General features: G+C 42.6%; 21 protein-coding genes and 1 tRNA gene. 10 read left to right on the top strand and 12 right to left on the bottom strand.

What is annotated here, in order from left to right:
- Positions 1-39: 39 nt before the first annotated feature.
- The 4 genes from CTN01_RS16570 to CTN01_RS16555 all read left to right on the top strand — a co-directional run bounded on the left by CTN01_RS16570 (position 40) and on the right by CTN01_RS16555 (position 3341).
- Positions 40-1116, top strand: a complete 1077-nt coding sequence (locus CTN01_RS16570) for a FecCD family ABC transporter permease (protein WP_005369426.1) — start codon at positions 40-42, stop codon at positions 1114-1116.
- The gene (locus tag CTN01_RS16565; protein WP_045084315.1) at positions 1116-1892 is read left to right on the top strand and encodes an ABC transporter ATP-binding protein; all 777 of its coding nucleotides are present in this window, start codon (positions 1116-1118) and stop codon (positions 1890-1892) included. Before CTN01_RS16570 ends, CTN01_RS16565 begins: the two co-directional genes overlap by 1 nt.
- 267 nt (positions 1893-2159) lie before the next feature.
- Positions 2160-3140 carry a sugar-binding transcriptional regulator gene (locus tag CTN01_RS16560; protein ID WP_005369422.1) on the top strand — a complete coding sequence of 327 codons (981 nt, stop codon included), beginning with the start codon at positions 2160-2162 and terminating at the stop codon, positions 3138-3140.
- Between the two features lie 106 nt (positions 3141-3246).
- Positions 3247-3341, top strand: a tRNA-Sec gene (locus tag CTN01_RS16555).
- Positions 3342-3351: 10 nt separating this feature from the next.
- Here CTN01_RS16555 and selB read toward each other — a convergent pair.
- The 6 genes from selB to fdnG all read right to left on the bottom strand — a co-directional run bounded on the left by selB (position 3352) and on the right by fdnG (position 12298).
- On the bottom strand, positions 3352-5283 hold the full coding sequence (gene selB / locus CTN01_RS16550; RefSeq protein WP_045150441.1) for a selenocysteine-specific translation elongation factor: 1932 nt from the start codon (positions 5281-5283) through the stop codon (positions 3352-3354).
- A 23-nt stretch (positions 5284-5306) separates the two neighbouring features.
- Positions 5307-6770: an L-seryl-tRNA(Sec) selenium transferase gene (selA, locus tag CTN01_RS16545; protein WP_045150440.1), complete on the bottom strand. Its 1464-nt coding sequence runs from the start codon at positions 6768-6770 to the stop codon at positions 5307-5309.
- Between the two features lie 13 nt (positions 6771-6783).
- Positions 6784-7674 (bottom strand): formate dehydrogenase accessory protein FdhE, encoded by an 891-nt coding sequence (gene fdhE, locus CTN01_RS16540; protein WP_045150439.1) that lies wholly within the window; start codon positions 7672-7674, stop codon positions 6784-6786.
- A gap of 98 nt (positions 7675-7772) precedes the next feature.
- Positions 7773-8408, bottom strand: a complete 636-nt coding sequence (locus CTN01_RS16535; RefSeq protein WP_005369417.1) for a formate dehydrogenase subunit gamma — start codon at positions 8406-8408, stop codon at positions 7773-7775.
- Positions 8405-9280, bottom strand: coding sequence for a formate dehydrogenase subunit beta (gene fdxH, locus CTN01_RS16530; protein ID WP_005369414.1), 876 nt, complete (start codon positions 9278-9280; stop codon positions 8405-8407). The genes CTN01_RS16535 and fdxH overlap by 4 nt, the downstream gene beginning before the upstream one ends.
- A gap of 3 nt (positions 9281-9283) precedes the next feature.
- Complete coding sequence (gene fdnG, locus CTN01_RS16525) at positions 9284-12298, bottom strand: formate dehydrogenase-N subunit alpha (RefSeq protein WP_146150433.1); 3015 nt, start codon at positions 12296-12298, stop codon at positions 9284-9286.
- Positions 12299-12399: 101 nt separating this feature from the next.
- Here fdnG and fdhD point away from each other — a divergent pair, with 101 nt between their 5' ends.
- Positions 12400-13227, top strand: coding sequence for a formate dehydrogenase accessory sulfurtransferase FdhD (gene fdhD / locus CTN01_RS16515; protein ID WP_045150437.1), 828 nt, complete (start codon positions 12400-12402; stop codon positions 13225-13227).
- 325 nt (positions 13228-13552) lie between these two features.
- Positions 13553-14383 carry a penicillin-insensitive murein endopeptidase gene (mepA, locus tag CTN01_RS16510; RefSeq protein WP_080896246.1) on the top strand — a complete coding sequence of 277 codons (831 nt, stop codon included), beginning with the start codon at positions 13553-13555 and terminating at the stop codon, positions 14381-14383.
- 83 nt (positions 14384-14466) lie between these two features.
- On the opposite strand, the gene CTN01_RS16505 is transcribed toward mepA, so the two are convergent.
- Positions 14467-14721: a YfhL family 4Fe-4S dicluster ferredoxin gene (locus CTN01_RS16505; protein ID WP_005369403.1), complete on the bottom strand. Its 255-nt coding sequence runs from the start codon at positions 14719-14721 to the stop codon at positions 14467-14469.
- Positions 14722-14726: 5 nt separating this feature from the next.
- The gene (trhP, locus tag CTN01_RS16500) at positions 14727-16118 is read right to left on the bottom strand and encodes a prephenate-dependent tRNA uridine(34) hydroxylase TrhP (RefSeq protein WP_045150436.1); all 1392 of its coding nucleotides are present in this window, start codon (positions 16116-16118) and stop codon (positions 14727-14729) included.
- A gap of 278 nt (positions 16119-16396) precedes the next feature.
- Between trhP and CTN01_RS16495 the strand changes: the two genes are divergently transcribed.
- A complete protein-coding gene (locus CTN01_RS16495) occupies positions 16397-17425 on the top strand; it encodes a substrate-binding domain-containing protein (protein ID WP_045150435.1) in 1029 nt (342 codons plus the stop codon).
- An 84-nt stretch (positions 17426-17509) separates the two neighbouring features.
- Here the strand turns inward: CTN01_RS16495 and CTN01_RS16490 are convergent, their stop codons facing one another.
- From CTN01_RS16490 to CTN01_RS16480, 3 genes are read right to left on the bottom strand one after another with little or no spacing between them, the layout of a single operon-like run.
- The gene (locus tag CTN01_RS16490; RefSeq protein WP_045084307.1) at positions 17510-18148 is read right to left on the bottom strand and encodes a bifunctional 4-hydroxy-2-oxoglutarate aldolase/2-dehydro-3-deoxy-phosphogluconate aldolase; all 639 of its coding nucleotides are present in this window, start codon (positions 18146-18148) and stop codon (positions 17510-17512) included.
- Positions 18149-18170: 22 nt separating this feature from the next.
- Positions 18171-19961, bottom strand: coding sequence for a phosphogluconate dehydratase (gene edd, locus CTN01_RS16485; protein ID WP_045150434.1), 1791 nt, complete (start codon positions 19959-19961; stop codon positions 18171-18173).
- Positions 19958-20470, bottom strand: coding sequence for a gluconokinase (locus tag CTN01_RS16480; RefSeq protein WP_107342194.1), 513 nt, complete (start codon positions 20468-20470; stop codon positions 19958-19960). The genes edd and CTN01_RS16480 overlap by 4 nt, the downstream gene beginning before the upstream one ends.
- Before the next feature lie 163 nt (positions 20471-20633).
- Here CTN01_RS16480 and CTN01_RS16475 point away from each other — a divergent pair, with 163 nt between their 5' ends.
- The 3 genes from CTN01_RS16475 (at position 20634) to CTN01_RS16465 (ending at position 24311) form a co-directional block, all read left to right on the top strand.
- Positions 20634-21995: a GntP family permease gene (locus CTN01_RS16475; RefSeq protein WP_045150433.1), complete on the top strand. Its 1362-nt coding sequence runs from the start codon at positions 20634-20636 to the stop codon at positions 21993-21995.
- Positions 21996-22064: 69 nt separating this feature from the next.
- Positions 22065-22658: a DNA-3-methyladenine glycosylase I gene (locus CTN01_RS16470; RefSeq protein ID WP_045150432.1), complete on the top strand. Its 594-nt coding sequence runs from the start codon at positions 22065-22067 to the stop codon at positions 22656-22658.
- Positions 22659-22793: 135 nt separating this feature from the next.
- Positions 22794-24311, top strand: coding sequence for a permease (locus tag CTN01_RS16465; protein ID WP_107342193.1), 1518 nt, complete (start codon positions 22794-22796; stop codon positions 24309-24311).
- A 100-nt stretch (positions 24312-24411) separates the two neighbouring features.
- On the opposite strand, the gene rdgC is transcribed toward CTN01_RS16465, so the two are convergent.
- Positions 24412-25323 carry a recombination-associated protein RdgC gene (gene rdgC / locus CTN01_RS16460; RefSeq protein WP_173425458.1) on the bottom strand — a complete coding sequence of 304 codons (912 nt, stop codon included), beginning with the start codon at positions 25321-25323 and terminating at the stop codon, positions 24412-24414.
- Positions 25324-25471 lie beyond the last annotated feature (148 nt).

The raw sequence follows: 25471 nt of genomic DNA, 5'->3' as shown, positions 1-25471 counted from the left end.
GTTATCCGGTTTTTGGCTTTGTAAGATAAAGGAAATATCATGAAATCAGCCACATTAAGTGTTGATGAAAACCATCAAACAACCAGTTTGTCGCAGCGGTATCGGCGCTTTGTGATTAAACGAATTCTCTTGTTAAGTATGATGGCGATAGCACTTGTCATTGCATGGGTTATTGATACTGCAACTGGCCCGTCTCAAATTGGCTTAAACCATATTTTTTCCGCGCTCTTTCAGCCTGAAGTACTCGATCCCGTCCAGCAAGTTATTATTTTTGATGTCAGGATCCCTTACGCTTTAATGGCCATTGTTGTTGGTGCGGCATTAGGGTTAGCGGGGGCTGAAATGCAAACCTCTTTAAATAACCCGTTAGCGAGTCCGTTTACCTTAGGTATTGGTGCGGCTGCAACATTAGGCGCGGCGGTTGCTATCTTATTTGACTGGTCATGGTTACCGTTTCGCTTTGACTACATTTTGCCTTTGTTTGCTTTTGCTTTTGCGCTTTTAGCATCACTTTTGGTGGTGGTGTTATCACGAAGCCAAGGCGCATCGGTCAATACCGTGATCTTGTTTGGTATTTCACTCTTTTTTGCCCTTAACGCCTTAGTCAGTTTATTAATGTTTGTCGCAGACAGTAATGCTTTACAACAGATAGTGTTTTGGACCATGGGCAGTTTGGTGCGAGCAAATAACGAAAAAGTGTTGATTGTCGCGCTTGTCTTTGCGGTGTGTTTCCCGCTTTCTATGCGTCAAGCATGGGCGATGACTGCGATTCGCTCGGGAGAGGATCAAGCAAGAAGTATCGGTATTCGCGTAGAACGCATGCGCTTAATGGTGTTGTTGAGAGTGAGCTTATTAACGGCTGTCGCTGTGGCGTTTGTGGGGGAAATTGGCTTTGTTGGGTTAGTCGGTCCTCATATAACAAGAATGTTATTAGGCGAAGATCATCGCTTTTTTCTTCCAGGGAGTGCCATTGCAGGTGCATTGTTGTTATCGCTGGCTTCCATCGCTAGTAAAAGCTTGATCCCAGGTGTGATTTTACCGATTGGAATCGTAACATCATTAATTGGTATCCCATTCTTTATGAGCCTTATTTTATCGAGTAAAGGGAAGTTGTAATGTCATTAAATATTAATAGCCTCACAACGGGGTATGGTCAGCAAAAGATCATTGAGCAACTTTCTGTTGAGCCGATCCAAAATGGTGAGTTGGTGGCGGTATTAGGCCCTAATGGAGTAGGTAAATCGACATTACTCAAAGCGATAGCGCGATTACAAAAATATCAAGGTGATGTGTCTCTTGATGGCGAAATATTAAGTCAGTTAGCCCTTAGCGAAAGTGCCAGAAGAATAGGTTACTTGCCACAAACACTGCCTCAGGCAACCAGCCTTGTTGCTTATGAAATTGTATTTAGTGCTTGCCGCGCGGTAAAACCTGAACTGAGTAAAAGTTATATTGAGCAAATCATTGAAAAAACATTTTCCCAATTAGGAATAACCCATTTAGCACTTAAACAGCTTGCACAAATGTCGGGGGGGCAGCGACAGATGATCGGATTAGCGCAAGTGCTGATTCGAGAGCCTCGATTATTATTACTTGATGAGCCAACCAGTGCGTTAGATCTGCATTGGCAAATTAGTGTACTTCAGGCTGTAAAACAAAATTTGGCGCAAACAGGCGGAATTGGTCTTGTCGCGATCCATGACATAAATTTAGCATTACGTTTTTGCGATAAAGTGTTGGTTCTCAGCCCTGATGGGTTGGTTGTGATGGGCAAAGGAGAGCAAGTATTAACAGCTGAGGTATTACGTAAAGCCTATGGTGTCAAAGGGCGAGTAGAGCAGTGTTCGCAAGGTTATCCGATAGTGCTGGTGGATGAAGCGATGAGTGCGTAATTAATTGCGTGCAGCCTTTTTAGCTTTTGGTATATATAAGGTAAAAAGCTGTACGTGATATTAAGTATATATATATCAAGTTGTTATATTTAACATTAGGGTTTGGCCTATAGGTGGTAAAAAGCACGCTCACTTTTGTGCTGTTTTTATGAGTGAAAGCTGTACACGTATAAATGTGAGAGTTTAGTCAGTATTGCTTTGTTCTCCTCAGTGATAGAATAAACCGATAATATAAATAAATCGGTTATCCACACAAAGGGCACAAAAATGAGCATAAGCAGTACTGACAGTAACCATGTAGACAGTGATTTACTTACCGAGATCGCTATTGCTTATTATCAGGATGGTGCTACTCAAGAAGAGATCTCTCAGCGCTTTGGTATGTCTCGCGCTAAAGTCGGTCGTTTACTTCGTCGCGCACGTGATGAAGGGGTAGTGGAAATTACCGTTAAATATCACCCTGTTTTTAGTGAAAAATTAGAACAGCAATTGATTGAGCGTTTTAACTTAAAACGCGCATTGGTTGCACTCGATCAGCCTGATGACGAGACCCAACGTCAGCAAGTGGCAAGTCTGGTTTCGAGCTACCTAACGACGACATTAACTGATGATATGGTGGTTGCGGTTGGGCAGGGACGTAATATTGCGTCTATTGCTAATCATGTTGGAGTCGTACCGCATCGTAAATGTCGATTTGTTTCTGGTATTGGTGGTACACACCGTTCAGGCAATGCAATTAATGCCGATCACATTTGTCGCCAATTGGCGAAAAAATATGATGGTATTAGTGAAACCTTGTATGCCCCCGCTTATGTTGACGACATCATAGTGAAAGAAGCATTTATGAAAAATGGCACGGTAAAAGAAACCTTAGATCGTGCTCGTCGTGCTGACTTAGCGTTGGTCGGCGTAGGTGATATGAATGAAAATAGCCATATGGTGAAGTTAGGTTGGTTCACACCACAAGAAATTGTTGAAGCGCGAATTCGTAAAGGTGTGGTCGGTGATATTGCGGGCTATGACTTTTTTGATAGCCATGGAAAGCAAGCCGATACTATGATGAGCGATCGTGTTATTGGTCTAACCATGGAAGAGCTACGAAATATTCCAACAGTTGTGGTAACGGCAGCAGAAAATAGTAAAGCCTTAGCACTCTTAGGCGCACTGCGTTCTGGGGTTGTTGATGTATTAGCAACCAGTGTAAGTAACGCGCTCACTATTTTAAATTTAGATCAGCAAATGAAGTAGCTTGATATTTAATCAGTTGTTCTTAAAAAATAACTGCTATCCCTGAAATTGAGCGATAGCAGTTGATAACCATACCTTTAACGCATAAAATACGTCACACAAATGAGGAAGAACGGCGTATCCGGTGATGCGTCCGGATTTCAAATCCGGGTAGGGCTGCCAGCAGTCCTGGGTAGGTTCGACTCCTATGTTCTTCCGCCACTTTGTTTGTTTATCCTTTCAGTAAACCTTCATCTCGTAATTCGCGATAGTTAAATTTCCTTTTTGTAAAACCAATCTTATCGAAATATTCCAAGATCTGAATGGCGACTTTTCGTCCTAATTGACTAATTGTTCTAAACTCTGCTGTTTCAAGTTTTTGATGGTGTCCAATATGCGCACGGACACGATTAGCAATCGAGATCAAATAGTCGTGGCTTACATAGCGATCTTTAACAATCGCAGAGATATAGCCTAGTTGTGCCAATTTATAGCTCAGAGCACGCAATTCCTCTTCATCAAGATCACACTCATTGGCGAGATCTCGCACCCACCAAGGCATTGAATTTTGCTGCATGATCTGGGCAATGCGCTGCCAGCTTTTTTGTTCAAGCTCTGTGAGTTGTAGCTGGTGGCTAGCAAGGTGTAACCAACCACGAGTATTGATAATGCTTTGCTGGGCTAATAACTGAGCCAACAGCTCATTAAAAATAGCTGCAGGTTGGTTGAGTGCTGTAATGCGATAAAGACGATCTTTACCTAAGCCGATGTGGTCATTTTCTTGTTGATGGTATAACGCGAGTTTTTCAATGATGTTCTGTTGTAGTTGTACTTGATACGCAGAAGTACAAAGGAAATCACCGTACTGGGTAATATCATTTTCAACATTACTACCAGCACTACCTGCGACTTGTTCTATGTGCTGACTTTGATGCTGCCACGTTAACTCACTGATAGATTGTGGTTTATTGGCAAGTTTAAAGGCAATAATATCTTTAAGGGAATCAAGTTCTGCACGTTGGGTTAAATAAGCTAAACGCTCTGGCTTTCGCTTACCACGATTAGGTGGTAGCAAATCAATGACGACGCCACTACCAAGATTTGTTTTTAAAGCGGGATCGCGCAGTAATAGACGATCTTGCTCTGCTAAACATAATGGACTATCGAAGGTAATCTCAGCCAGTACATGCTCGCCTGCCTTCGCCTTATCTGTTTCAAGTAGCGCAATACGACCAGTGGTATGGGCTGCAGCATGGAAGACTTGTACTGCTTGCCAGTGCTTAATATCGGTATTGGCAGCTAATGTAATCGTTACGCGATTGATCACGGCATCGGGCACAATACTGACTAACCAGTCGCCACGATTAAGTTCGTTCTTATCAATGTCACCAACGATATTTATCGCTACACGCTGGTTTGCTGCTGCCGCTTGTGCTGTATTTCCTTGGGCGTGTAAACCTTTTATACGGACAGTTTTTGCCTGTGTTTGACCTTGCTTAAGTTTGTTATGGCTAATAAATTGAAGGCTATCTCCGACCTTTATGCTGCCACTTAATGCTGTCCCAGTAACAACCAATCCAGCACCTTTTACGTGAAAAGCACGATCAATGGCAAGACGAAAGCCTAAATCATTTTGTTGCTGTTTTTCATTGTCAGCTAAAGTGATTAAGTGAGCTTTAAGTACGTCAATACCATCACCAGTAAACGCGGAGCAATGAAATATTTTTGGCTCGGTAAAACCTTGCTGAAATAAGAGTTGAATGAGTTGTGCTTCTAACTGCTGTTGTTGCTCTAAGGTAGTGAGATCTGATTTGGTGATCACCACTGTTAGGCTATCCATGGCCAATAAACGCAAAATGGCTAAATGCTCATAGCTTTGCGCCATCATGCCTTCATCACCCGCGACAATCAGCATCGCATGATGGGCTGTACCGACACCGGCGAGCATGTTGGAAAGAAACTTCTCGTGACCCGGTACATCAATAAATCCGAGGGTTTCTTGTTGTTGCGTTTGCTGTGAGTGATAGGGCATAAACGCATACCCCAAATCAATGGTTAGCCCACGTTTTTGCTCTTCTGGTAAGCGATCAGCATTGGTGCCTGTTAGGGCTTGAAGTAAATGGGTTTTACCATGATCAACATGGCCAGCGGTGGCAATTATCATAAAGTGGCGTTATTAGTTCTTTGTTATTCGTGATTGGGAAGTGAAAGTTGAGCAAGCTGAGCGATGAAATCTTGTTCGTGGCTGATCCCACGCAGGCATAACCACAGTTTGTCATGGTGAATACGACCGATTATTGGGATCTCTCCGCTTGCTAAAAGATCCGCAAGATCATTAAGCGTGTAGGATGTTTGATTATTGTTAACACTGAAACATAACGCGACAGATTCAAGTTGTTCGGTGGGTAGTGCACCACTGCCTATTTGCCCCATTGAAGGCATCACAGTTACTGTAAAGTGCTGACCAACCAATTGCTGACAGTAAGGCACTAGACGTTCACCCAAATCTGTTAGTGTATCAAGGTTGCGAGTTAACATAGACAGCGTGGGGAGATCGCAAGGTAAGCGTTCTGGATGACGGTATAAATTTAATGTTGCTTCAAGGGCCGCTAAGGTCATTTTGTCACAGCGAAGTGCACGTTTAAGTGGGTGATGTTGCAGCTGTTCAATGAGTTCAGATTTACCAGCAATGATCCCTGCTTGTGGCCCACCGAGTAATTTATCGCCAGAAAAGCTCACTAAATCAATGCCATCTTGCAGCATCTTTTGTGGCATCGGCTCGCTTGGTAGTCCGTATTGGGCTAAATCGATTAATGAACCACTGCCTAAATCGCTGATCACAGGTACTTGCATTGCACGTCCTAACGTACAGAGTTCAGCTTCAGATACAGCGCTAGTAAAGCCTTGGATCATGTAGTTACTGGTATGAACTTTCATCAGTAACGCGGTGTTTTCATTAATCGCTTGTTGATAGTCTTTTAAGTGAGTGCGATTCGTTGCACCGACTTCAACGAGCTGACATCCTGCTTGTCGCATGACATCTGGAATGCGAAATGAGCCACCAATTTCAACTAACTCACCACGCGATACAATGACTTCTTTTCCACTGGCAAGGCTGGCTAGCATTAACAGTACCGCAGCGGCATTGTTATTCACTAAGCACGCATCTTCACAACCAATGAGCTGTTGCAGTTGTTCACTGATGGCTTGATCGCGGTGGCCTCGTTTACCTTGCTGGAGAGAATACTCTAAAGTCGAAGGGAAACGCATGACCTCTGTCACCGCTTTTACTGCAGCTTCTGCTTGCAGAGAACGACCTAAATTGGTGTGTAAGATAGTACCGGTTAAGTTAAAAACACGACGTTGCCCTTTATGTTGTAAAGGCAGGGTCGATTGCGCGAGATGATGAGAAAATAGATTTATACGTGCAAGTTTCTGTTGCGATAGTGCCAGCCCGTCGCACTCATTAAGTGTCAGCCACTGAGGTAATTGTTGTCGATCTCGAATTGTCTCGCGGGCTTGATCTAATAATTGACGAACAAGCGTAGTGATGTGCTCTTTACCAAATTGATGGATTAAAGGCTGTTGTAATTCGTGATTTAAAATCAGATCAACACTGGGTAAGTGGGCATAGAGTGCTTGGGCTGTCATATCTATCTCAGTATTACTGTATTAGTGGTAAAAAGAATGGGTTAAATCCATTACGGTATAACTCGTTTTGGTTTAACTTCTGATCTAACACTAATGTCGCAAGATCGTCTGCGATAGGATCAAGGTTTGGTTGCTTTTCTAAAAATAAAATCTTGAGGTAGCTATTACAGTGACCGCAAGTTTCAGCACGTACCGCATCTTCTAGGGTTTCACTTTGTAGATGAATATTTTCACCATCCGCACATTGAGTACATTCAGCACGAAGACGATGCCACTCCGTTTCACATTGGCTGCAATGCAAGTAACGGTGGCCACTGCCTTTAATCAAACTTGCCACTGGCGCACCACCACAAAGAGGGCAGAAATGCTGTTTTACATTTGGCTCGGGTTGCCACTCTAGTGCAGTGGTTTTTACAAGTAGGCTGGTGAATGTATTAATACAAGCCCATAGCAAAATAGCGAGATCAGCAGGTACACGCTCAGGCTGGTTATGCTGAAGTGCTGTGAAGTAATGGTGTAGGGTGTCGCTATCAAGATCTTGAAGTGAATCGATCACTTTTACAATGTCGTCAGATGCAACTAAACGTAATGAGGTGGTTAATTGCGCTAGCATGGCTTCTAAGATTGGAAACCAAGCTTGATCTAAAGATAGCGGCCAAGTTAAAGCATTTTCTGATGCAAAGTTAGCAACAGGTTGTGCAAAGTCTTCGGCCAATAGCGTTTGTTGTTGAACAATTTGTCCGGCTAATAGTAGGTAATCTGCCATGAAAGAGTCTTTAGCCAGTGCACGTAAACGCTCGGCACGAGCTGAAAAAATGGTTGCAGGATCACCAATAATTAACGGAGTAAAGCCATCACTTTTTTGCTTAATAATCGTATTTTTATCTAGAATTTTAACGCTCATGCTGTTTTCCAATTACAAGAATACCAACCAAAGTAAACCTTGGTTGGTATAAAAAGGTAAAAGCGGTAAGTGCAGGCTTACCGCTTTTAATCATGTTGTTAGTGTTGGTTTTTGCCGCTAGTTAGCGAACGTAGCCAACGAGGGTGGTGTTTCTTCGCCCAAGCAGGAGAAACCTTCCCTTCTAACATGCCATCGATAGAGCCTTCTACCCAGTACGCCATGTAAGCATGGATAATCAGGCTAAGAGCAAAAACAATGGCTGTGATTGAGTGAACAATTAGTGCAATGCGAACGACATCAATGCTGAAGTACGCCGCAAAGTAGGCACGCCATGCAATCAAACCGGTAACAAGAAGGATCAGACCACAAGCAATAAATTGACGTAGGATCATTTTTTGACCTGCGTTGTATTGTCCTGCTTCAGGTACGTTTTCTTCGTTCTCGGTTAAGACGTCTTTAACTTTTAACATCCACTGGAGATCACCTTTTTCAAAGTGGTTATGGCTCCAGTAGCGTGCAACTAAAAACGCAAGTCCGATTGTCATCACAATTGCGCCGAATGGGTGCAAAATACGTGCAAGTTGCGGTGAACCGTAGACATAGCTAAGGAAGTGCAATGGTGCGAACATAAAAGATAAACCAGACAATAGAGTCCAGATACCCGTTAGTGCTACTGTCCAGTGCACAACGCGATCTAAAGGCTTATGACGTAAAATTGTTTTATTCAAACTCATTTTTCATCTCCTTCTTCTTCCGCAACACGGCTGCGACCAACAGTTACACGGTGAATCGCTGCTAACGCAAGCGTACCCACTAAACCTGCTGCTGCAAGTGGCTTCACATCGTCTTTCCACAATTTCACTGTTTCGCTGATCTTTGGATCTTTTGGCAGATCGTAACGTTCAGGATCAGTAATATCATGTAGAACATAAATCACGTGTGTGCCGCCCACACCTGCTGGGTTGTAAATACCCGCGTTCTTGTGACCTTTGGCTTGCAGTGCAGCCACTCGTTGGTTAGCGTATTCAAGAATTTCTTCTCGCTCGCCAAAACGTAGTGCGCCTGTTGGACAGGTTTTAGCACATGAAGGCACTTGACCTGCCTGTAGGCGATCAAGACACAAAGTACACTTGTAAACACGGTTATCGACTGGGTTCATACGTGGAATGTCGAATGGACAACCCGCAATACAGTAACCACAACCAACACATTTTTCAGAGTTGAAATCGACAACACCGTTTTCATATTGCACGATAGCATCTGGTTCAGGACAGGCTTTTAAGCAGCCAGGATCTGAACAGTGCATACAACTGTGCTTGCTGAATAACCATTTGAACTTGTTATCTTCTTCAATTTCTTTGAAGTGGATAGTGGTCCATGTTTCAGCGGTTGTATTTGGCGGATTTTGGTAGGTACCTTCAAAGGTACCTACTTTGCCGCGCAAGTTGTTCCATTCGCTACACGCATCCATACAGCCTTTACAGCCAGTACAGCACGTTACATCGATAAGCTTTGTTACCTGAATTTGGCGTTTACGCGCATCAGGTGAAGGCGTTAGCGATGATGTCGCAGAACTACGAATAATATTCTGTGATTCCATACCCATGGCTTACTTCACCTTTTCCACGTTAACCAAGAATGCCTTGTACTCTGGCGTTTGTGAGTTAGCATCACCCACACATGGCGATAGCGCATTTGCTAAGTAACCAGGTTTGGTGTCGCCTTCATAACCCCAGTGAATAGGAATACCCACAGTGTGAACGGCTTGGCCATTAACATGTAGTGGTGTAATACGCTTAGACACATACGCTTTTGCTTCAATGAAGCCACGCTTAGAGGTTACGCGAACCATGTCAGCATTCTTAATGCCACGCTCTTTTGCCAAGCCTTCGCCAATCTCAACAAATTGTTCTGGTTGTAGAACAGCGTTGAAGTGAGAGTGACTTGTCCACGTATGGAAGTGCTCCGTTAAGCGGTAAGTCGTACCCACAAATGGGAACTGCTCTTTTTGACCAAGCTGTGCAAGATCGTCTTTGAAAATACGTGCCGCTGGGTTTGATACCACATTCTTATGTAATGGGTTGGTACCAATTGGTGTTTCAAACGGTTCGTAGTGTTCAGGGAACGGACCTTCAGCCATTTTATCTAACGCAAATAGACGACCAACGCCTTCTGGTTGCATGATAAATGGACCCGCATTGCTTGATGGTGGAAGCTTAGCGTTAAAGTCAGGCACATCAGGGCCAACCCACTTGCTACCATTCCATTCAACTAAAGTACGTGACTTATCCCAAGGTGTGCCGTCAGGACGTGTTGATGCACGGTTGTACAGAACACGACGGTTAGCAGGCCAAGACCATGCCCAGTTTGGTGCTAAACCTAAACCAGATAGATCGCTGTTATCACGACGTGCAGTTTGGTTACCCGCAGGAGTCCAACTACCGGTGTACAGCCAACAACCTGCTGTAGTAGAACCATCAGCTTTTAGTTGAGCAAAGCTAGATAGCTGGTTGCCGTTAGCATCTTTACCGTTAAGTTCTTGTGCTAATTCTTTAGTGTTTGGCGCATCAGGAATTGCGTAGTTCCAATCTAGAGAAAGGATTGGATCTGGGTATGTACCACCATGTTGTTGGTACATATTACGCATCTTCATGAAGATACCCGCTAAGATCTCAGCATCACCTTTCGCTTCTCCCGGCATATCTGCCGCTTTCCAGTGCCACTGTAACCAGCGCGCTGAGCTTACGATGGTGCCATCTTCTTCAGCAAAACATGCACAAGGTAAACGGAATACTTCAGTCTGGATATTCTTGGTATCCACTTCGTTTACGTTTGGTTTGTTCTGCCAGAACGTTGATGTTTCTGTCGCTAGTGGATCGATAACCACTAAGTATTTCAACTTAGATAACGCATCCAATGTTTTTTGCTTGTTGGACATAGAGCCAACAGGGTTAAAACCTTGACAGATGTAACCGTTCATTTCGCCTTTCTTCATCATGTCGAAGACGCGAAGCATGTCGTAACCCTGATCCCACTTTGGCATCATGTCGTAACCAAAGTTATTTTCTGCGGTTGCATTTTTACCGTAGAACGACTTCAGTAATGATACGAAGAAAGACGGGTAGTGTTGCCAGTAGTTAGTTTGATCTGCTTCAAGTGCCACTGGTGTGTGGTGCTTAAGGTGAGTGGCAAGATCGACATCTTTATCAGATGGCAGTTTCAAGTAACCCGGCAGATTTTGTGCTAACAAACCAAGGTCAGTAATACCTTGGATATTTGAGTGACCACGTAGGGCGTTAACACCGCCGCCAGCCATACCCATGTTACCTAGAAGTAACTGGATCATTGCCATACAACGGATGTTTTCAGCGCCTTTTGAGTGCTGAGTCCAACCTGTTGCGTACAAAATAGTGGCAACACGGTTATCGGCAGCTGTGCTACCTAGCGCTTTACATACGTGTTCAAACATATCAACAGGCGTACCTGTGATGTTTGAAACTACATCAGGTGTGTAGCGAGATACATGTTCTTTCAGTAAGTTCCATACACAGCGAGGATGTTGTAGGGATTCATCCTTCATTGCGTAGCCGTTATCGTCTAGCTTGTAGAACCAGCTACTACGGTCGTACTGACGTTTCTCTGCGTCATAACCTGAGAACAGACCATCATGGAATGCGTAATCATCACGTACGATAAAGCTAGCGTTAGTGTAGGCTTTTACATATTCGTGATTTACTTGGCTGCTTGCGATCAGGTAACGAATAGCACCTAATAGGAAGGCAATATCAGCACCAGAACGGATTGGTGCATAGTGATCAGCCACTGCTGCAGTACGCGTGAAACGTGGATCAACCACAATGATTTCAGCGTTATTGGTTTTTTGAGCTTCAATTGCCCAGCGGAAGCCTACAGGGTGTGCTTCTGCTGCGTTGCCGCCCATTACAAGGATTACGTTGGCATTTTTAATGTCAACCCAGTTGTTGGTCATCGCACCGCGGCCAAATGTTGGAGCAAGACTTGCTACCGTTGGGCCGTGTCAAATACGCGCTTGAGTGTCAACTGGAACCATGCCCAAACCACGGGCAAATTTTTGTGTTAACCAACCATTTTCGTTGCTTTCTGCCGAAGCACATAGCATACCTGTGGTTAGCCAGCGGTTAACTGTGGTGCCTTGCTCATTTGTTTTAACAAGGTTTTCATCACGGTCTTGCTTCATTAACTTGGCAATACGGGTGAATGCTTCATCCCATGAGATACGTTGCCATTTGTCTGAACCAGGTGCGCGATATTCGGGGAATTTCAAACGTTGTTCGCTGTTAACAAAACCAGCTAGACCCGCACCTTTTGGACATAATGCACCACGACTTACTGGATGATCGGGATCACCTTCAACGTGGAATACCTTTTGTTTGATATTACCGTTTGCTGCACCAGTACTGTAAAGTAAAGTTCCGCAACCAACAGAACAGTAAGAACACGTATTACGCGTTTCTTTTGCTGCTGTTAATTTAAATTCTCGAGCTTGCGCCCAAGCTTTTTGCGGTATTGTGGCAAGGGAGGCAATAGATGTCGTAGCGACAGCTCCTGCGCACAATTTAAATAATTGACGTCTACTTATATTCAAAGTCAACTCACCTAATTATTATAAAAAGAATTGTATTACATAAGAGGTCGGCTATTATAGGCGCGAATATAATATCGTCAAATTTTTGTGTGAAATAATAAATGTCTAGTTGTTTAATTACTGATGAATATATAGAGCATCAGGAATATTCTGTTCATGAAATAATTAAATATAAGAACGGAATAAAAATAGAATGTGAAGACTTTATTGCAGAAGAAGTTCCCATTGCGCTTATTTATAATGGAATATCTCATGCAGTAATGATGGCAACCCCATCAAATCTAGAAAACTTCGCAATTGGTTTTTCATTATCTGAAAGAATTATTAACAATATTAAAGAAATAAAAAATATTGATGTAAAAAGTAGTAAAGAGGGGATAGAAGTTTATATAGAATTACAAAATCGTGCTTTTATGATGCTTAAAGATCAGCGTCGACAACTGGTAGGAAGAACCGGTTGTGGGTTGTGTGGTATTGAACATTTAAAGCAAGCAATGAAGCCTGTAAATACGGTTCCTGATACACAAAAAATGTATCTTTCTGTTATTAATCAATCTCTTAATTTTTTGTATGAGAATCAGGAACTCGCTAACCGTACGGGTTGTACCCATGCTGCCGTATGGTTAAATGAACACGGTGAATTAGCGGCGATTTATGAAGATGTTGGCCGTCATGTGGCGCTAGATAAGTTAATAGGCGCTCGTGCAAAATATTCGCAACTTACCAAAGGTGCAATCTTAATTACCAGTCGTGCTAGTTACGAAATAGTGCAAAAGGCAACATCTGTCGGTGTGGAGATATTATTTGCAGTATCAGCACCTACAGCGTTAGCGATTAATTTAGCTGAAGAATCTGGATTAACATTAATAGGTTTTTGTCGAGAAGGCAGGGCTACTATTTATACAAATAAACATAGAATAATAAATTAAATATATTTCATAAAATAAAAAAGCTAGATGTTTTATAAATTAAATAAGGCGCTTATAACGTTAATCTTTGCTTTATTTATATTTCCATTAATCAGTAATAATCATGTTAAATAAGTAAAAGTAACAAATACTGACTTATAAAAACCAATAATACGCTTTAATATTATTTGTATAAGAGAATCATTCTTATTTAATTTTCTAATTATAGATTATATATAAATATTGTTATAACCGTGAATTATAAACGATTAACAGTATGATTTTATTGGAGTCATTAAAACGTATAGGCTATGATTTGTTTGTTCATCATAATTAGGAATAAGTTGTGTTAGGGAAAATATTAACAGGGTTGTTATTTGTAGCTTCAAGTGCGAGCGTGATGGCAACACCATGGGAAAAAGTAAAAACACCAACATCAGGTGAGTCAATGTCTATCGGCTCATACTCGAATGGGTGTTTAGCTGGTGCGGAAGCACTGCCACTGGAAGGTGATGGTTATCAAGTGATCCGTGCTGAACGCGGCCGTTATTATGGTAACCCTGAAACAATCACTTTCTTAAAAGAGCTAATGAAAACCGCACAGCAACTGAAAATTGGTAATGTGCTGGTGGGAGATATTGCGATGCCTCGTGGTGGGCGCTTTTCGTCAGGTCACGCGAGCCACCAAACAGGCTTGGATGCGGATATTTGGTTACGTATTCCGGAAAAACCGTTATCACAGAAAGATCTAAAAACAGTTTCAGCTCTGCCTATGGTCGATGTGAAAAATTACAAAATCATCGAAAAGAACTGGAGCAGTAAGCAAGCACATTTGATCCAGCTTGCGGCAAGTGATGATCGTGTCGCCCGTATATTCGTTCATCCTGTGATCAAAGAGCAGCTTTGTAAAACGGAATGGAAAGATCGTGATTGGTTACGTAAAGTCCGTCCTTGGTTTGGTCATTACTACCATTTCCATGTCCGTTTAAACTGTCCTGAAGGCAGTACTTACTGTGAGCCACAAACCCCACCACCACCAGGTGATGGCTGTGGTAAAGAGTTAGCCTCATGGTCACCAGTTTTTAAAAAGCCTGAGCCAAGCAAACCGGCGGATAAGCCAAAACCAAAACCTAAGCCAGTGTTACCTGCTCAGTGTAAGGTGCTTCTTAACAGTTAATTTTGCTAAATTAACTGTGTATAGGTACAAAAAAAGCGCCGCAAGGCGCTTTTTTATTGTCTGATGGTTGGCTCGAATAAGAACTAAGCAAGACCTTGTAAGGTAACAAACTTTTCTAATAGTTCATCGTCAGATTCAACATGATCAGGATCGGTAATAATGCAGTTGGTGATTGGACAAACCGACTGACAGGTTGGCTTGTCGTAATGCCCTTTACATTCAGTACAGCGATCTGGGTTTATTTCATAGATGCTATCACCCATGGTGATTGCCTCGTTAGGGCATTCAGGATCACACATGTCGCAGTTAATGCATTTGCTTGTAATGAGCAGTGCCATAGTGCTTATTTACCGTCTTTAGGAGCGTGAGGGTTACGTGTATCTTCGCCATTACTCAAGTTACGCATTAACAGACCAAAATCAAGATCCATATCTGCAGGTACAGGGATAAATACGAAGTGACCATTACCTTTCGCGTCATCAATTACTTCAGACTTACGGTTTTCCATTGTCTCAAGGTTGAAGATAACGTTACCTTTTGGTGTCATTACTTCAAGGCTATCACCAACAACGAACTTGTTCTTCACTTCAACTTCCGCAAGATCGCCACGGCGTTTACCTGTGAACTCACCAACAAATTGTTGAGAATCAGAAATTGAGTAACCGTAGTCATAGTTTTGGTACGTGTCATGGGTGTGACGACGTAGGAAACCTTCAGTGTAACCACGGTGCGCTAAGCTTTCTAATGTGCCCATTAGTGAATCATCAAATGGTTTACCTGCAACGGCATCATCAATCGCTTTACGGTAAACTTGCGCAGTTCGAGCACAGTAGTAGAACGACTTAGTACGGCCTTCAATCTTCAGTGAGTGAACACCCATCTTAGTTAGACGCTCAACGTGTTGAACAGCACGAAGATCTTTTGAGTTCATGATGTAAGTACCATGCTCATCTTCAAATGCCGCCATTTTTTCTTCAGGGCGGTGAGATTCACTCAGTAGTACAACTTCATCTGTTGGTTTGCCTAGGCCAAGTGTATTGTCTGGACGTTCAGCGTCTTGCATTTGAACCGCTGCTGCATCTTGCACTTCAACGATCTGACCTGCATCGTTTTCAGTTGCTTTCTCTGTTTTATATTCCCAACGGCAAGCATTCGTACATGTGCCTTGGTTTGGATCGCGCTTGTTGATGTAACCAGAAAGTAGGCAGCGACCAGAGTAAGCCATGCAAAGAGCACCGTGAACGAAGATTTCTAGTTCAGTGTTAGGGCAATGCTCACGAATTTCTTCGATTTCTTCTAGTGAAAGTTCACGAGATAGAATTACACGCTCAACACCTTGGCTAGCCCAGAATTTCACTGTTGCCCAGTTAACCGCATTGGCTTGAACTGACAGGTGAATAACAACCTCAGGGAATGCTTCACGAACCATCATAATAAGACCTGGATCTGACATGATAAGTGCGTCAGGGCCCATTTCTACGATTGGTTTAAGATCGCGAATGAAGGTTTTTAGCTTTGAGTTATGCGGTTGAATATTACATACCACATATAGCTTTTTACCTTGAGCATGTGCTTCATCAATACCAATCTTTAGGTTTTCGTGGTTGAACTCGTTGTTACGAACACGAAGACTGTAGCGAGGTTGACCTGCATAAACGGCATCAGCGCCGTAGGCAAATGCGTAACGCATGTTTTTAAGGCTGCCTGCAGGTGAAAGTAATTCTGGTTTAAACATTGCTCTATATTCTCTTATTCTGATTCCAGATCAGTTCGTATCACCTAGTGATACAAAGTTAAGGCGGGATTTTACGTTTTTCGTGACCTAAGTGCCACTTTTCTCATTGAGTTTTTTCTTTTTTGCAATAATTACATTCTGTAAAATCGCTTTTAAGGCGGGGTGTAAACAATCTAATAGTGATGAATTTACAGATAAATAGTTGCTGCTATTAGATTTACCTCATAATCTACGTCTATCGCATTTTATTTTCTTCATCTCATCGTCAGGACAGACTAATGACAACCAAACCGAAACACCGTCCCACATTAAATGATGTTGCAAAACAGGTGGGAGTAACAAAAATGACGGTGAGTCGTTATTTGCGTGATCCTAGCTCTGTGGCTGAAAGCACACGAGAAAAAATCGCGGTAGTGGTGGAAGAGCTTGGTTATGTCGCTAGTCGTGCGCCTGATATTTTATCGAATCGTAACAGTAAGGCGATTGGGATCTTACTGCCATCGTTATCTAACCAAGTGTTTGCTTCTTTATTACAAGGGATTGAATCGGTAACTAAAAAAGAAGGTTATCAAACCCTGATCACCCACTATGGCTACAGTGCGGAAGAGGAAGAAGAGAAGATTGCTTCGTTATTGTCTTACCATGTTGATGGTTTGATTTTGACTGAAAGTATTCACAGCGAACGCAGTTATAAGATGATCAATGCTGCGGCTATTCCTGTGGTAGAAACGATTGATTTGCCTGAACACCCAATTGATATGGCGGTAGGGTTGGATCACCAACAGGCTGCATTTGATTTAGTCTCTAAGATGATTGAATACGGACGCTGTAATATCGTTTATTTCGCTGCGCGATTAGATCGCCGTACCCAATTGCGTTGTGACGGCTATATTAAAGCGATGGAAGCAAAAGGACTAACGCCTCGTATTGTCTCGACAGAAGAGCACTCGAGCTTTACTCAAGGACGAGAATTAATGCGTCAAGCTCTCGCGCAACACCCAGAGTTAGATGCTGTATTTTGTACCAATGATGACTTAGCGATTGGCGCTATGATGCATTGCCAAGAGCACAATGTTGCCATTCCAAGTCAGGTAGCCATTGCAGGTTATAACGCCTTAGATATTGGTAAAGCGATTTCACCGACGCTTGCGAGTGTGAATACACCGCGTGAAGAAATTGGTGCTGCAGCAGCGACATTATTATTGAAGAAATTAGCGGGAAAGAAAGTGGCTAATCCTATTCAAGATATTGGTTATAGCTTGTATTTAGGCGATAGCTTAGGAAAGCCCAAAGTAGAAAGTAAGTAATAAAAAAAACAGCGCACGAGAGTCTCGTGCGCTGCCTGCATTTATTCATCAATCTTTATTTATTAATCACTGATTGATTTAGCATTACGCTAATAGCGCTACCGCCTCTTGAGAAAGTTTGGTGATTTCTTCCCACTTACCATTATCAATCAAATCTTTAGGTAGCATCCAAGAACCACCAACTGTAGCAACACATTTTACCGCTTTGTACTGATCAACGTTTGCTGGACTAATGCCGCCCGTTGGGCAGAATTGTACTTGTGGTAATGGCGCAGCAATAGCGGCAAGAGCTTTAGCACCACCATTCGCTTCTGCAGGGAAGAATTTTAATTGCTGGTAGCCAAGCTCTAATGCTTGCATGATTTCTGATGGCGTACTCACACCTGGAATTAAAGGTGCGGTGCCAGATTTTGCATAGCTAAGTAACTTAGGTGTCATTCCTGGAGAAATCACAAATTTTGCGCCAGCTTCAACTGCAGCGTCATACTGCTCGCAGGTAAGTACTGTTCCAGCTCCAACCATCGCATCAGGCATCGCTTCCGCAATCGCACGAATAGCATCAAGAGCAACAGGCGTACGAAGGGTAATTTCAAATACCGTGATACCACCATTTTTTAGTGCTTGTGCCATAGGAACAGCGTCTTCTACGCGTTCAATGATCATTACAGGTACAACTGGCGATGCGGCAAACACATCTTGTGGATTAACTTGCCAAGTATTCATATTTTTCTTCCTATCCAATAACTTAAAAAATAGTGGCGCCAGTATCGGCACTTGAAACTTGCTTGCGTAAATTGGCGAATAAGTTACGACCAAAGGTAAATGCAGGTATGTCGTTTTCAATCGGTGCGCTACGAGCTGTAAGATCAGCGTTAACCGTTAGCTCACCTGTGATCGCATTTAATTCCACCACATCGCCATCTCTAATTAAACCTATTGCACCACCACGTAGTGCTTCTGGCGTAATATGGATTGCAGCAGGAATTTTGCCTGACGCACCTGATAAGCGACCGTCGGTAACCAATGCGACTTGATATCCTTTCTTTTGGATATTACCTAAAATTGGCATTAATTTGTGAAGTTCAGGCATACCATTTGCTGCAGGTCCGTTATGGGTCACAACAATAATCGCATCTTGATCTAACAAACCTTGTTTATAGGCTTTTTCAACCTCGTTTTGGCAACGGAATACTTTCGCCGGTGCTGTAATATGTTGATGCTGTTTTGCAACCGCAGACACTTTAATCACCGATGTACCAATATTTCCCTTTAATACTTTTAAGCCACCTGTCGGGTTAAAAGTGATCTCGGGTGTACAAATAACATCACTATCTGTTGAGTCTGCACAAGGCGACCATACCAGTTTGCCATCTTGTAAGCTTGGCGTGGTCATTTGATCAGTAAATTCACCAAACGCCGTTTTCACATTGGTATTGAGTAGCCCGCGTTGGTGCAATGTTTTCATTAATGTTGGTACGCCACCTGCTTGCTGGAAAGCATTAATATCAGCAGGCCCATTCGGGTACATGCGCACCAATAAAGGAACCACATCAGATAAATCACTAATGTCATCCCATGTTAAAATAATGCCCGCACTACGAGCAATCGCCACCATATGTAAGCTATGGTTAGTACTTCCACCTGAGGCTAACCATGCCACTAAACCATTCACCAAACTTTCTGCCGTCATTACTTCATAAAGAGGGCGGTATTGGCTTGATTGCTGATTTGCTGCCGCAGCAATAAGACAAGCGGTTTCTTCAGTTAATACTTTTCGTAGTTCGCTTGTCGGTGGCACAAACGCAGAGCCCGGTAGCATTAAGCCCATAGCTTCTAAAATAAGTTGGTTAGTATTCGCAGTGCCATAAAACGTACAAGTCCCCGGTGAGTGGTATGCTTGGCATTCCATGGTTAATAGCGCAGCGGAATCGACTTCACCAGCGGCATATTGTTGACGAACATTAACCTTTTCATCATTGCTGATCCCTGTACCCATAGGTCCAACTGGCACGAATGCTGTTGGAAGGTGCGCAAAAGATAATGCACCGATTAATTGCCCCGGGGCGATTTTGTCGCAGATGCTTAATAGCAATGTGGCATCAAAAGCGTTATGGCTTAAGGTAATAGCCGTTGCTTGGGCGACAATATCACGAGAAAACAGCGACATTTCCATGCCCGGTTGACCTTGAGTAATACCGTCACACATAGCTGGAACACAACCAGCGACTTGGCTAGTATGACCGTATTCCGCCAGCGCTTTTGCAATAATGTCTGGGTAATACTTATAAGGCTGGTGAGCACTTAGCATGTCATTGTAGCCACTGACGATAGCAATGTTGGCATGCAGAAAATCTAAAATCGCTGATTTTTCTTGGGCGCAATTAGCGGCAACAACGTGAGCTAAATTACCGCAAGAAAGTTGGCTACGGCCTTTACCCGCTTGTTCCATTTCTTTGGTCATGGCTAACCATTGCGGATAACTTTCAGCACTTCTTGCTTTTATGCGCTCGGTAACGGCTGAAATAATCGGATTCATAGATTTGCCTCACGTAATTTCTGAACAGCATCTTCAATAATTTCGTTAATAGAACCATCGATAGAGACAGTGAACACATCCATCTCATCAACTGGACGTTCAAGAGTTTCAAGTTGGCTAGTTAACATGGTGTCACGCATAAAATGACCTTTACGGGCACGCATTCGTTCAAGGATCAATTCACGATCGCCATCTAAGAAGATAAACGAAACTTTTTTATTGCCTTCACGGATCTGATCGCGGTATTTCCTTTTTAAGGCTGAACAAACAATGATCCCAACTTCGTTTTTATTCTCGATGCTATAAGCGGCATCACGAATACGCTCTAACCAAGGTTCACGATCGGTATCGTTCAATGGTGTTCCACTGGCCATTTTTTGGATGTTAGCTCTTGGGTGTAAATCATCACCATCGATGAACTTTGCATTTAAGCTGTGGGCGATACCTTCACCAATCGTAGATTTCCCGCAACCACATACCCCCATTACAATTATGCTTTGACCTGCCATTTTTTAACCTCTATCTCACTTTTGAACTTCAGTTGTTCTATTTTCTTGTAAGTTACCATGTTACGGGTAACATGTTACCCGTAACATTGAGCGTTGTGAAGATACTCACAATAAAAATATTCACAACGGAATAAAACATTCTTTTTTGCTGGAGAGATCCTGTATGACGTTAGACCCAACCTACTTATTGTTCATCGCAGCATGTTCTATCTTATTGTTATTAATACTAATAATGAAATTTAAGTTACATGCTTTCCTAGCTTTAACTTTAGTGAGTTTTATTACAGCAGTAGTAACTGGTGTAAATGCTGATCAAGTTGTACCTACTATGATGTCAGGCTTTGGAGGCACATTAGCCTCTGTTGCTCTGCTTGTCGGTCTAGGTACTATGATAGGGCGAATTCTTGAAGTAACAGGGGGCGCTAAAGTACTAGCGGATACCTTAATTGGTAGGTTTGGCCCTGAAAGAGCACCTTTTGCGTTAGGTGTTGCGTCGCTGTTGTTTGGTTTTCCAATCTTCTTCGATGCAGGGTTAATGGTCATGATGCCTATTTTGTTTAGTGTTGCTAAACAATTTGGTGGCTCAACAATTAAGTACGCGCTACCTGTTGCTGGTGCTTTTGCAGTGATGCACGCATTCTTGCCGCCACACCCAGGTCCTGTTGCTGCAAGTGAATTACTGGGAGCAAATATTGGTTTATTAACCATTGTTGGTTTGTTGATTGCACTGCCGACTTGGTACCTAGGTGCTTACCTTTACGGATTATGGGCGGGTGAAAGATTTAATCTTCCTTTGCCACAAGCTTTCTTGGCAACACAAGAAGTGATTGACGAAAACAACTTACCTAAGTTCTCAACAGTTCTTGTTATTTTGTTAATGCCTTTAGTGCTTATCTTTATGGACACGGGTCTACACACACTAACAGTAATGGGTGTGGTAAACGGTGAGGCAACGTGGGTTAATGCCTTACGTATGTTGGGTAAAACACCTATCGCATTGATGATCACCTTGTTGTTCTGTTTAGCACTGTTCTCTAAAAATTACGGCATGGCAAAACTTGAAAAGCTATGTGGTGATTCACTTGCGCCAATCTGTGCCGTTATTCTTGTAACGGGTGCTGGTGGTATGTTCGGTGGCGTACTACGTGCAAGTGGTATTGGTGACGCGCTAGCTAACTTAATGTCTGATACTGGTATGCCAGTGATTGTGGCAGCATTCTTAGTTTCAACAGCGTTACGTGTAGCGCAAGGTTCAGCAACGGTTGCTCTAACTACAACAGCTGCGCTGATTGCACCTATGGTTGCGGCAACAACAGGTCTAAGTGCTTTAGATTTATGTTTCATCGTGATTGCAATTGCATCGGGCGCAACCGTGTTATCTCACTTCAACGATTCAGGATTCTGGCTAGTAGGTAAACTGCTAGATATGGATGAGAAAACAACCCTAAAAACGTGGACGGTAATGGAAACCCTTCTAGGTACAATTGCCTTCACAATTGCTGCAACATTAAGTATTTTCTTATAAATTAAAATAATGTGTAGAAGCTAATACGGGAGTAGTGATACTCCCGTATTTTTTTATAAGGACAGTATTATGACAACCCCGAGTACGCCATCTACTTGCTGCGACTGGGCAACAACCGATCCACTGCTACAGCATTATCACGATACCGAATGGGGCAAAAAAACGTGTGATGATAACGCCCTTGCCGAATGTTTTATTTTAGAGAGTATGCAAAGTGGATTAAGTTGGTTAATCGTGCTGCGAAAACGCCCGGCTTATCGGGCTGCATTTCTTGATTTTGATTTAGCTAAAATTGAAGCAGAATTATTGCCACAACCACGAGAAGTGTTGGTCGAGCATATTTGCCAGCAGTTTGATGTGATAAAACATCGCGGTAAAATAGCGGCCGCTTTAAATAACCTTGCCTTGTTGATTGAAATTCGCAAACAAACGCCATTAGCTGATTTTTTCTGGCAGTTTGTAGAATACAAAACGGTTGTTAATCAATGGCAAACCATGACTGAAATGCCAGCTCAAACTGAGCAATCTACGTACATGAGTAAGGTACTAAAGAAGCAAGGGTTTAAGTTTATTGGGGCAATAACCTGTTATTCCTTTATGCAAGCCGTAGGCATGGTGAACGATCATTTAACAACTTGTCATTGTTATCCTAACAACACGTAAACTATTTGATATTATTGCGTTTTTACTAAGACACATTTGCAAAGTTAGTTTGAGTGATAAAGCGATGTAATGCTTTAGGTAAGCGTACTATGCTTAACCGATATCTCTCTTATAAATAACAATAAAGGTGTCTTCATGGAAAGTGGGGATAGCAATATCATCTTCCATGTCATTTCTGTGTTTTTTAACATGTCATGGCAAATCTTCTGGCCATTAGCGTTCGGCTTAATCTTCTCTTCTTTTATTCGCAATTTATTACCCGTTGATACTGTGGTGAAACACTTGGGTAAAACCGATGTGAAAAGCCTTAGCTTTACCACGCTATTAGGCATGATGTCATCGTCGTGTTCATATGCTGCCGCGTCCTTGTCTCATACCTTGTTAGCCAAAAAGGCGACAATTGCCAATGCAATGGCATTTTTAGTATCTAGTACTAACTTGATAGTGGAAATGTTTATTGTGCTGGTGGCACTAATGGGATGGACATTCTTATGGGGTGAGGTCATTGGTGGCTTGATCTTAATCGCCACCGTTGGCTTTTTGTTTAGCCGTTTTTATCCCAAAGATGTTGAACAAGAATTACGTCAGCACATAGCCAATGCCGTGCCGCAACAAAAAGCCAGTTGTGGTATGGACATGTCTAACATGAAGCATGACACCAGTGACTGCGGCATGGACATGTCTAACATGAAGCATGACACCAGTGACTGCGGCATGGACATGTCTAACATGAAGCATGACACCAGTGACTGCGGCATGGACATGTCTAACATGAAGCATGACACCAGTGACTGCGGCATGGACATGTCTAACATGAAACATGATAGCAGTGATTGCGGCATGGACATGTCGAAGATGAAGCATGAGAGCAGTGACTGCGGCATGGATATGTCTAACATGAAGCATGACAGCAGTGATTGCGGCATGGATATGTCTAACATGAAGCATGACAGCAGTGATTGCGGCATGGACATGTCTAACATGAAACATGACAGCAGTGATTGCGGTATGGATATGTCTAACATGGCTATGCCATCAAAAAATGACACTGGCGTAATGGCAAAAATAACCAAATCTGCCAGCTTTTTCCAAATGGATTTGGCGATGATAGGCAAAGAGATCTTAATTGGTGTTGTTGTATCATCAATCTTAATTGCCTTAGTGCCTCAAGAAGGTTGGCGCGCCTTATTTATCAGTAACGATGCAGGGTTACCCGCTTGGTTACACTCGTTGCTGGATGTCATCATCGGTATTTTTGTCGCGATGATTGCTTATGTTTGCTCGGTGGGTAACTTAATTTTGGCAGCAGCACTATGGCATGGTGGTATTTCATTTGGTGGGGTGATTGGCTTTATTCTTTCCGATGTATTAACTATTCCAATGATGCGTGTTTATCAAAAATATTACGGTAAACGCCCAACAAAATGGATGGTGGGTTTACTGTTCATGGCGATTTTATTTACAGGGTTATGTGTTGATGCGATCTTCAATGGCTTCGGTTGGGTCACAACCGATCAAACCTTACGTACGTTAAACCAATCTGGTTTTGGTATGAACATGACCACAGTGATGAATCTGATCTTTATTCCGCTTTCTATTTGGTATTACCGTTTAGGTAAAAAAGCCAATGCAGGCATGGGAATGAGCATGTAATCAATCCGCTGATCAATAAAAAGCCGTGGCGCTTGGTTGTAAAACAACAGAGCATCACGGCTTTTATTTTATGTATTCGATGTTGTTCTAATAAAAGGGATTAGCCTTTATTTTCTAAACCACCAACCACTTCAAATAGGTTTGGTAAGAACGCAGAGAATTCACCACCCATCAGTGATAAGTCTGCATCAATGCGTTGCGCCATATCTTCACGGTCGATATCTTCGTTTTGATCTTTGATTTCATCAGAGAACTTCAAACGCTTCACGGTTAAATCATCAGCAAGTACAAAGTCGACACGGTCTTGCCAGTTTAAAGCCAGTTTCGTTACCACTTTGTTTGCTTCTATATGTGCAAGAATTTCGTCGCAGTTTAAATCTTGTTGCTTACAACGGATCACACCGCCATCTTCTTCAACCGCTTTAAATTCCGCTTCTTCACCGATAGTAAAACCATGAGGCGCTTGATTGCTACGCACCCATTCTGTCATGGTTAGCGCTAATGGTTTTTCAGGTACAACAGGCACAACAGGTAGGCTACCGATAGACTTACGTAGTAGCGCCAGCATATCTTCTGCTTTTTTAAAGCTGCCTGCATCAACCACAATATAGCCAAGCTTTGGCATGATCAGAGCGAAAGTTTGCGATTGACGACTGAAAGCGCGAGGCAGTAAATCCATCACGATTTCATCTTTAAGCGTATCTTTCTCAGTCTTTTTCAACTTACGACCAAGATCTTTTTCCTGCATCTCAACTTTGTTATTCAGTGATTCTTTGATCACAGAAGCAGGCAGCATTTTTTCTTCTTTACGCGCACAAATTAAAATATTGTCGCCAGAAACATGGGTGAACATATCACCATGCTTGCCTAATGCGTGTGCCCAGCCAAATTTTTGGATATCTTGGCTACCACAAGGCGTGAAGCGAAACTCTTCCAGCTGTTTTTCCAGTTGGTCTGCATTTAAATCAATTTCACGCGTAAAGCGGTAGGTTAGTAAATTCTTAAACCACATCATGGCAGTCACACTTCCTAGGGTTAAACAGTTGGGGGCACATATTAACCTAACCGCTAAAAATTACTAAGAGGCGTTTGTGATTGAAGCTTAAGATTGTGTAATAACTTACTAAACTGTGAGTAAAATTAAATTTATGCTCTCACAA

It is taken from the genome of Photobacterium angustum, assembly GCF_003026365.1.
GTDB classification, from domain to species: domain Bacteria; phylum Pseudomonadota; class Gammaproteobacteria; order Enterobacterales; family Vibrionaceae; genus Photobacterium; species Photobacterium angustum.
The sequence above is the reverse complement of the archived record's forward strand: the minus strand, read 5'-3'. Positions and strand labels throughout refer to the sequence as shown.